The organism is Pseudoalteromonas sp. PS5 (assembly GCF_004103255.1).
GTDB lineage: Bacteria > Pseudomonadota > Gammaproteobacteria > Enterobacterales > Alteromonadaceae > Pseudoalteromonas > Pseudoalteromonas peptidolytica.
Genome location: NZ_RCSQ01000201.1, coordinates 1 through 9,362, shown reverse-complemented (window position 1 = coordinate 9,362; position 9,362 = coordinate 1). Strand labels below are relative to the sequence as shown.

Sequence of the window (9,362 nt, the reverse complement as noted above, 5' to 3'; positions counted from 1 at the left end):
TTTAACGCAGTTAGCGTCAGATTCACTCCTTCAAATTGAGCAAGTATTAAGACTAATTGGTATAACATACTACTGGTAATTCAGCACTTCTACACCCATATCTTCTTTAACGTGTTCAATTACCATATACGTATGGTTAGTACCAACTCCCGGTATTTCAACAATTTGCCCCAACACTTCACGGTATTGGCGCATGTCCTGAACTCGGATTTTAACCAAGTAATCGAACCCTCCCGCCACCATGTCACAAGAAACAACATTGGGAATGTGGACTATATGCTGTTTGAATACTTCAAACACCGCTTCTGTTGAGCTCTTTAACGTGATCTCTACATGTGCGACTAAATGCTGTCCTAATTTTGCCGCGTTTAATCTGGCGGTATACCCTTCAATATACCCTTCCGCTTCGAGTTTTTTTACTCGATCAAGACAAGGACTTGGGCTCAAATTTACCTCTTTTGCCAAATTTACATTGGAGATCCGGCCATTGCGTTGCAACGCATCTAAAATCGCTAAATCAATGCGGTCAAGTACCCGAGTTTTAATAGAAGTCGTCATATCAGCATAAAATTTTGTGAGGCTGTGAGATTACCCGCAAATTTACCGTATTCCTTAAAAATAAAACAGCATATTCTGCTGTCTTTTCGATAGAATGCCCGCGAAATTAACGATAAAAGACAACGCTGTACATTTCACGTTTTTACACAGCCTTGTTTGAACATTTACATTGTGCATTCTGGCTAAAATTTGAACGCATCTCTAGGTGTGTTATGGTTAGCAATGTGACTGCATCATTTTGTCGTAATTGCGTCTATCTATAAAAGTGGAACTACATATTAATCCAACTTGCCAGCTTGGGTATGCTTTTATTTGGAATGGTAGTGCCGAGTTCACGTTAAGTGTAACTTTTTAGGTAGATTCGAATTACATGTATTTTTGACTCCAATTTTTGAGGGTTGCTTATGCTTTATAACGGCGATTTGACAACTAACTGTCCTATCCGACAAAAGATCCGTGACTTTTACCGCATTGATGAAAACGCAGTAATTGATCATATTTTACCTTTAGCTGAGGTAGGCGTTACAGCTCGAAGCCGAGCATGGGAACGTGCACGTCAAATGGTTTTAAATATCCGTAGAGATCAAGATGGTCAAAACGGCGTTGACGCGCTTTTAAATGAATTCTCTCTTTCTACCGAAGAAGGCGTGGTGCTCATGTGCTTGGCAGAGGCCTTGCTTCGAGTACCAGACAAAGCGACACAAGAAAGCCTGATCCGCGACAAGCTGGCAAAAGGTGATTGGAGCTCACATTTAGGTAGCAGTGACTCGTTATTCGTTAACGCGTCAAGCTGGGGGCTATTAGTTACCGGTAAAATGGTGAACTACTCAGACAAAAATAAAGAAGAGCAATTTGGTGTGCTTAAGCGCACAATTGGTCGTCTTGGTGAGCCTGTTATCCGTAAGTCTGTGAACTACGCGATGAAGATCATGGGTAAGCAGTTTGTAATGGGTGAAACCATTCAAGACGCCATCGTTCGTGCAGCTGATAAAGAACAAAAAGGATATGTATACTCGTACGACATGCTAGGCGAAGGTGCACGTACGATGAAAGATGCGGATCGCTACTTCCAAAGTTATATGAGTGCAATCCACGCTATTGGTAAAGCGGCCAAAGGTCGTGGCCCGGTGAAAAGCCCAGGTATCTCAGTTAAACTTTCAGCGATTCATCCACGCTACGAATTTACACATCGCGATCGCGTGATGAGCGAGCTTGTGCCTAAGTTAAAAGAACTTGCCGTTGCCGCTAAACAATACGATATTGGATTTACGGTAGATGCTGAAGAAGCCGACCGCTTAGACATCTCATTAGATGTAATTGAAGCCGTATTTTCAGACGAAGCGCTTGGCGATTGGAACGGTTTTGGCCTTGCGGTACAAGCATACCAAAAGCGTGCTATTTTTGTAGTTGAGTGGGTTGCCGAACTGGCACGTCGCGTCGGCCGTAAATTAATGGTTCGCCTTGTAAAAGGTGCTTATTGGGATACTGAAATCAAAACCACACAACAAGATGGTCTTGAGCACTTCCCTGTTTTCACCCGTAAAGCAACTACAGACGTTTCTTATAAAGCCTGTGCTATCAAGCTACTAGAAGCCCGCGATGTATTGTTCCCACAATTTGCAACACATAATGCGTATACCGCTGCGACTATCTTAGAAGTTGCCAAAGGCGACAATAAGGGCTTTGAATTCCAGCGTCTACACGGCATGGGTGAGTCTCTTTATGATCAAATCGTCGAAAACGAAGGTATTCAATGCCGCGTTTATGCGCCGGTTGGTCAGCACGAAGATCTACTCGCGTACTTAGTGCGTCGCTTGCTTGAAAATGGTGCTAACTCATCATTCGTAAACGCGATTGTTGATACATCTAAGCCTGTTGAATCATTGCTCCCAGATCCTGTAGAAACACTGCAAGGTCTACGTAACCGTTATAATACACAGATTAAATTACCAATTGAGCTGTACGGTGATGAGCGTCCAAACTCAAAGGGTAAAGATTTAACCGACATCAACGATTTAGCGCCGTTCAAAGCAAACCTAGACAATTGGTTTAACGAGCACCTGATCGACGAAGCTCAAGTACCTGACGGCCATCTTGCAGTAAGAAATCCAGCCAACCACGAACAGGTTATTGGTGCTGTGCCTTTACACGATGAAGCATATATGCAGAGTGTATTAACAAATGCAGATGCTGCATTTGAAAGCTGGTCACAGACACCTGTAGAAGAGCGTGCAAATTTACTACGCCGCACGGCTGACATTCTTGAGCGTCATCATGACGAGTTAGTTGCCATCTGTATTAAAGAAGCAGGTAAAGTCACTCAAGACAGTATCGATGAAGTGCGTGAAGCTGTTGATTTTTGTCGCTACTATGCAGCCCGCGCTGAAGAGCTGTCTAAAGACGAGCGCTTTGAAGCCCGTGGCGTGATTTTATGTATTAGCCCATGGAACTTTCCACTGGCAATCTTCTTAGGTCAGGTGGCTGCGGCTATTGTGACTGGTAACACCGTTATTGCAAAACCTGCTGAACAAACCAGTATGATTGCACTACGCTGTATCGAGTTGATGCACACTGTCGGCTTACCTCAGCACGTGGTACAGCCTGTTATCGCTCGTGGTAGCGAAGTAGGTAAACATATTGTACCAGATGAACGTATTCAAGCTGTGATGTTCACCGGCTCAACTGAAACTGGTACGCTTATCTCTCAGATCCTTGCTGAAAGAAACGATATTCAGGTTCCGTTGATAGCGGAGACCGGTGGTCAAAACTGTATGATCGTCGATTCAACTGCACTGCCAGAGCAGGTTGTGGATGATGTGATTTCTTCAGGTTTCCAAAGTGCGGGTCAGCGCTGCTCTGCCCTTCGCGTGTTGTTCTTACAAGACGATGTTGCCGACGGCATCATTGAAATGATCCAAGGCGCGCTTAAAGAGCTACATATCGGCGATCCATCGCTACTATCTACAGACGTAGGTCCAGTAATCGACGAAAAAGCACTGACGACATTAACCAAGCATGCAGAATACATGAAGGCTAATGGTAAGTTATTGTTTGAAGCGAAAATACCAGACAATAGTGAAAATGGCGCTTATTTCTTTGCTCCTCGCTTATATGAGATCTCTGATTTATCCGTATTGAAGCGTGAAGTATTTGGTCCTATTGTTCACATTGTGCGCTTTAAGGCTGAAGACTTGGATAACGTTATCGATCAGATCAATGGAACCGGCTACGGCTTAACCATGGGTGTTCATTCTCGCATCGAAGAGCGCTGCGAATACCTAGCTAAGATGTCGCGTGCGGGTAACGTGTATGTAAACCGTAATATGATTGGTGCAATCGTAGGCGTACAGCCATTTGGTGGCCGTGGATTATCTGGTACGGGTCCAAAAGCAGGTGGTCCAAACTACCTACTTCGCCTAGTAAAAGAGAAAGCATCTCCTGACAACGTACAAATGACCGACCTCACACCGGATGAGCTGGAGATCCACCACTTCCCAGGTGCGGTTGAGCAGGTTGAAAAATTAATGCGAAACTCTATGCGTGACGAAAAAATTTGGCGTCGTACCGCATTGAATGATCGAGTTTCTGCGGTACGTCAGTTACTTGCCAAGGTAGCAACTGTCGATATTATCGACGAGTTAGCTGATGACCTTGCGCTAACCCTGTCTGATGCACGTGCTCAGTTGAACCGTTTAGAAAAGCGTATGCGTACTTACACCACACTACCGGGTCCTACAGGTGAATCTAATACCCTTCACCTTGAGCCTCGTGGTTGCGTTGTTGTGTATGCTGACAAGAGCACTTCATTTAACTTCTGGGCAATCTCTATTATCACCGCGCTTGCTGCTGGTAATACGGTTATTACCGTTGCATCAGACTTATTCTATGAAGAGGCATTAGCATTTAGAGATAAGTTTATCTCTACTGGTGTTGCTGAAGGTGTTTTCCAAGTAGCGAAGCAAAATCAGCTACAAGCAATCTTGGCACATCCGCACCTTTCTGGCGCAGTTGTGGCAGCACGTTCTTCTCGTTTAGGTTACTTCTCACAGCAACTAGCTGAGCGTAAGGGCGCAATTCTTCCAGTGATAAGTGCCGAGTATTACGATACCTTAATTAATCGCCTTGTGACTGAGAAAACCATCAGTATCGATACCACAGCCTCTGGTGGTAACACGTCACTGATGACACTCGTTGAAGACGAAGAGTAATACAGTGATCTCAATCGCTATGTCTACCATAGCGATGTCACCTACCGAAGCCAGCGAAAGCTGGCTTTAATTTTTTACGCAGCTGTTGCTGTTCTTAGCCCCACAATCACATGTACGATATCCATTAAATAGACATCTTCTACCAAAGCAACGACGTCGTTCCACTTAGGATTGTATTCATTATTTTCCCAGCGTCTTAATGTGCGCTCTTCTATACCATAGCTTGCCGCTGACTCTGCCTGAGTAAACCCGCGACTTTTACGGGCAAATCTTAAGATAGCTGCACCAAGTGGTGCACGTTCAGAAACTAATGGTTGGCTCATTAACATCACACTCATTCCTTAAAATATTGCGCAAATAAGCCAAAATAAAACTCATCACTTATTTACGCAAACACTAACTAACTGCATCAAATGCGTAATTTAATGAAGATGATAGATCTATTTTTTACGCATTACAACTAATAAATGGATCTTTTTTGCGTCACAAATGATTTTACTTCGTAAAAAATAGCTCATATAATGAGGGACATGTATTATAACTAAAGAGGCAACGCATGGAACAAAGTCTCATGAGCCTAGCTGAGCGCGTAGAATATGCGATCAAGCCAGACAGCATTAGAGCTTTTGCGTTAAAAATTGATGTATCAGAAGGGACGCTGCGCAGAATATTAAAAGGCGAAGATCCAAAATTAAGTGTTATAGAGCGCATAGCAACGCAAGCTAATGTTGACCTAATGTGGTTGGTTACTGGCATACCGGTTGACTGCAAAACGCCATCTCCAGTCATTCAGCAACATATTTCTCTAGATGAATTCAATGAAGACTTCGTTATTGTCCCTGGGTATCACGTTTCTGTTAGTACAGGACATGGTGCATTTAACCAAAGTGCAGAAGTCGCACGTTATCTCGCATTTAGAAAAAAGTGGATTGAATTTAAAAATCTCGACAAGTCACAACTCGTCGTGGTGTTTGCCAAGGGCGACTCTATGGAGCCCACCATTCATAACAACAACACTATACTAGTTGATCTCTCAGATAAAAAGCTCAGTGAAGGGCTGATTTACGTGGTGCGACTTGGTGAAGAGCTTTATGCCAAACGCTTGCAACAAAACTTTGATGGCTCAGTGCGCTTGATTAGTGATAATAAAGAGTACAAAGAGCAAGTCGTGATGCCGAATGAATTAGAGCAATTGGAGATCCTCGGCAAAGTGGTATGGATTGGTAAAGATCTCATATAACGATAAGCGCTATGATGCTAAACCCTGAATACTTATTTTCATTCTTAATCGCCAGCACCGTGATTGCTGTTGCGCCAGGCCCCTCTAACGCATTTTTGATGGCGCAAACTTTTACTAATGGCCGTGCTGCTGGCATGCAAAGCGCATTGGGCTTTGCACTCGGTGGCGTGATCCACACCATTTTTGCTGTGGTAGGTTTGTCAGCACTACTAAAAGCCTCAGAAGCAGCCTATACCACAGTACAATATCTCGGTGCAGCTTATCTTGCTTATCTTGGCATCATAACGATTAAGGATACGTTAGGCCAAGCCCAGCTGGCCTGTGAGGATAAACCGCATGTAAGCACAAAAAAGCCTAAAAATGTAATGCTGCAAGCCATGATGACTGAAGTGTTAAATCCAAAGGTTGCACTTTTTTTTATCGCTTTTATCCCTCAGTTTGTCGATAGTAATTTAGCAACTTCAACCACGATGCAGTTGGCGATGTTTGGCTTACTTTATCCTATCTTAGCCTTTCCAATAGACTGTATGTATATCTATGGCGGCGATAAAATTGCAGGATATTTTCGACAACACCCAGCCGCGCCCATTTGGATTGATCGTATTTCAGGATTAATTTTTATTGCGCTAGCTGTCAACTTATTACGCTAATTGATGGTACTTTTCGTTTTTAGGGGCTGTCATACCTATTAGCATTAATAGTTGCTCAATTTGAAGACGTAACACTGACGCTAACTGCGTTAAAAATTTCCTATTTAGAACAGCTAAATAGCAAAGTTTTCGCCTTGCCTACATCCATGTCGGCAAGGAAAGCTTCTTACCCCAAGTTCAGGTAAATACTAAGACACATTGATGGCCGTAAGCGTTACTTAAATATTTTATCCGCCCACTTAGTTAACCCTGCCGTCACACTGCCAAAGTTGTCACCGTTAACCATCTCAATATCACCAATTTGCTGCGCAAGGGTTGCTTTAAGCAATGGAGACTGCGCACTACCACCGGTTAAATAGATCACATCAGGCTTTGCGCCTGCTTGGCTTATCGCTTCTTTGGCAAGCGCTCCCATTTGCTCAAGATTTAACATCACGGCGTCAGCAAAATCTTGCTGTGTGATAGTTTGAGTTAAGTGTGCTCCAATAAAGCTCAGATCGGCGTTGAACTGCTCCTGCTCAGATAGCGCTATTTTGCCAAGCTCACCTTCGCGGACAACCTGATGGGTCAACTTATTTTGTTGAATGGTCAGTAAACGTGCCAATTTGTCCGGCTCGGCAACGTCACGAAGCATGCTTTTTAGTTCACGTGTTAGTTTATCGCTATAAAAATCTAGTTGTGACTGGATGTCATTAATTTTACATGCCTGCCAGTATAGTTGACTCGGCATTGGCAGGCCTGAATTCATCTTTGAACCTAGCCCGCATAGCGGCATTAACTGATGATAAGCAAGAGCAATATCTAAATCATTACCCCCTACACGCTTTCCGGTGTGTGCCAAAAAGTCCTGTTGTCGCTGGTCGTTGTCGCGATAGCTCGGCCCCATACGCACAAAAGAGCAGTCGCTAGTACCACCTCCAATATCGACAACTAACACCAACTTATCGCGCTCAAGGCGACTTTCATATTCAATTCCCGCAGCTAAAGGCTCAAACAAAAAATCTACCGCTTGAAATCCAGCCCGTTTGGCTGCTGTAGTTAAAATGCTGATAGCCTGCTGATTACTCTCTTCGCCTCCGACGGATTGAAAGTTAACCGGGCGACCGATAACTGTATCAGTAAGTGTTTGTTGTAATTGAGATTCGGCTCGCTGCTTAATCTCTAACATCATTGCCGTTGCGATGTCTTCAAAAAATGCAACTTGTTGTGGCTTGAGGCCAACAGCACCAAAAAAAGACTTGGGAGATTTAACGTAAAAGCCTTCTTCGGGAAATTCGATGTATTCGTTAATGGCCTGCTGGCCAAAAAATACGCCTGTCTCCTGCGAAGCAAGATCTAAATCACGTTTTGCCTGCTGAGCAACACTCAGTAAGCCTTGACGAGACTGAGCGTAGTCGGTATCCGTAATAACAGCGTGGCGGTGCACAAAAGCGGGGATAAGTGCATTGTGCATGGCATACATAGTTGAAGGTAGGTAATGTTTATCTTGCTCAAGACGCAGTAATTCTACTTCACCATTTTTCATGACGCCCATTGCGCAATTGGAGCTACCGTAATCAAACCCGACTTTCATTCTCTACCTCGAACAACTGAAAAGTCGCGAAGTGTACCATGATTGAGGTTATTGTCAGATGAATTTATTAGCGCTGATTGGGTTAATGTTACACTCTAATTCATCTTGTTGAAAAATAATACACAACCCAGAAAACAGCGTCTGCGAAACAGAAAAGCATTTGACGAATCTCTATTAATTCCTATAATCGACAGCGCAAAACTTTCCATGATGGAAGGTCATAACATAAATAAGGATGAATATGTCTTTCTTTAAAAAAGCCCTTGGGGCTGTCGGTATTGGCGCAGCAAAAGTTGACACCGTACTGGATCATCATCAAGCCGCTCCTGGCGAAGAAATCTCTGGCATTGTAAAAATCATTGGTGGCAAAGTTGCACAAGAGATCAACAAAATAGATCTAAAAGTAATGTGTAATTACACCGTTGAAAAAGAAGACAGTGAAGGTGAGACAATAACGGTTACCAAATCGCATACTCTCGCTGCGTTTCATATAGATGAACAATTTACCATCGAACCTGGTGATGAAAAGCATATTCCATTTACGCTCGATTTAGCAGAAGAGACTCCACTGACCGTGGGTCAGTCTAAGACGTGGATTGCAACCAACCTCGACATTGATATGGCACTTGATAAATCTGACCGCGACTATCTGCACATTGTGCCTTCTGAGCTACAGCAAGCCGTAATCGATGCGATGGAAGCCCTTGGTTTTAAACTTTATGAGTCTGATTGTGAAGGTATTGATGAAGTATCCTTTTCACGTCTTCCATTTGTGCAGGAGTTGGAGTTTAAAACCATCACAGGCGATTTTCACGGTCGCTTTGATGAAGTCGAGATGGTCTTTTTTACCCGTGGCGAACAGCTAGAAGTTATTTTCGAAATGGATAGAAAAGCTCGAGGATTAAAAGGCTTTTTTGCTGAAGCCCTCGATCTTGATGAGTCTAAGTCAAGGCTATTAATAAGTGCAGAAGACATCGAAGCACTTGAAGACATCATCTACGACATGCTCGAGCAACATAGCTAAGCGAGTTGAGTAACAAGCAACCTCAGGTTAAATAGGCAGTAGTAATATCAATTTGACTTAATACTTGCTCAATTTAAAGGAGTAAATCTAACGCTAACTGCGTTAAAAA

7 protein-coding genes are annotated in these 9,362 nt (G+C 43.4%); 4 read left to right on the top strand and 3 right to left on the bottom strand.

The window, feature by feature from the left end; genetic code table 11:
* Positions 1–69 precede the first annotated feature (69 nt).
* Positions 70–558 carry a winged helix-turn-helix transcriptional regulator gene (locus D9603_RS19885; RefSeq protein WP_125250857.1) on the bottom strand — a complete coding sequence of 163 codons (489 nt, stop codon included), beginning with the start codon at positions 556–558 and terminating at the stop codon, positions 70–72.
* Between the two features lie 404 nt (positions 559–962).
* Between D9603_RS19885 and putA the strand changes: the two genes are divergently transcribed.
* Positions 963–4,766, top strand: coding sequence for a bifunctional proline dehydrogenase/L-glutamate gamma-semialdehyde dehydrogenase PutA (putA, locus tag D9603_RS19880; protein WP_128732618.1), 3,804 nt, complete (start codon positions 963–965; stop codon positions 4,764–4,766).
* 74 nt (positions 4,767–4,840) lie between these two features.
* Here putA and D9603_RS19875 read toward each other — a convergent pair whose 3' ends face one another.
* Positions 4,841–5,095, bottom strand: a complete 255-nt coding sequence (locus tag D9603_RS19875) for a helix-turn-helix transcriptional regulator (protein WP_125250973.1) — start codon at positions 5,093–5,095, stop codon at positions 4,841–4,843.
* A gap of 227 nt (positions 5,096–5,322) precedes the next feature.
* On the opposite strand from D9603_RS19875, the gene D9603_RS19870 reads away from it, so the two are divergent.
* Together D9603_RS19870 and D9603_RS19865 are read left to right on the top strand one after the other, a co-directional pair.
* Complete coding sequence (locus D9603_RS19870) at positions 5,323–6,006, top strand: S24 family peptidase (RefSeq protein ID WP_128732617.1); 684 nt, start codon at positions 5,323–5,325, stop codon at positions 6,004–6,006.
* Between the two features lie 14 nt (positions 6,007–6,020).
* Complete coding sequence (locus tag D9603_RS19865) at positions 6,021–6,656, top strand: LysE family translocator (RefSeq protein WP_128732619.1); 636 nt, start codon at positions 6,021–6,023, stop codon at positions 6,654–6,656.
* Between the two features lie 214 nt (positions 6,657–6,870).
* On the opposite strand, the gene yegD is transcribed toward D9603_RS19865, so the two are convergent.
* A complete protein-coding gene (gene yegD / locus D9603_RS19860) occupies positions 6,871–8,229 on the bottom strand; it encodes a molecular chaperone (RefSeq protein ID WP_128732616.1) in 1,359 nt (452 codons plus the stop codon).
* 241 nt (positions 8,230–8,470) lie between these two features.
* On the opposite strand from yegD, the gene D9603_RS19855 reads away from it, so the two are divergent.
* Positions 8,471–9,253, top strand: a complete 783-nt coding sequence (locus D9603_RS19855) for a sporulation protein (protein ID WP_128732615.1) — start codon at positions 8,471–8,473, stop codon at positions 9,251–9,253.
* The last annotated feature ends 109 nt before the right edge of the window (positions 9,254–9,362 follow it).